This window comes from Pseudomonas sp. BP01 (genome assembly GCF_022760795.1).
Classification (GTDB): domain Bacteria; phylum Pseudomonadota; class Gammaproteobacteria; order Pseudomonadales; family Pseudomonadaceae; genus Aquipseudomonas; species Aquipseudomonas putida_Q.
The window spans coordinates 1-255 of record NZ_JAFBKA010000143.1; the positions used below are offsets into that span (position 1 = coordinate 1).

A 255-nucleotide genomic window follows, 5' to 3' on the forward strand; every position below is an offset into this window, starting at 1 on the left:
ACAAGGCGATCAGCACCGAAGACCTGATGAAGGGCCTCAAGCAATCGGGCCTGGCCGAAGGCGAAATCTTCCAGCGTGCCACCCTTGAAGGCGTGCGTAACGAGCTGCAGCGCCAGTACGTGGCCCAGGGCCGCTACTCGGCCGAGGTTGACGCCGAAGTGGTACCGCAGCCGCGCAACCGTGTGGCGCTGAAAATCAAGATCAACGAAGGCACCGTCGCTGCCATCCAGCACATCAACATCGTTGGCAACAACG

Annotated in this window: 1 protein-coding gene; it reads left to right on the forward strand. The window is 61.2% G+C overall.

Going from position 1 to position 255, the window contains the following annotated elements:
* Positions 1-255: POTRA domain-containing protein (locus JOY50_RS28855; RefSeq protein WP_310738341.1), on the forward strand; the 255-nt coding region annotated here is incomplete at both ends.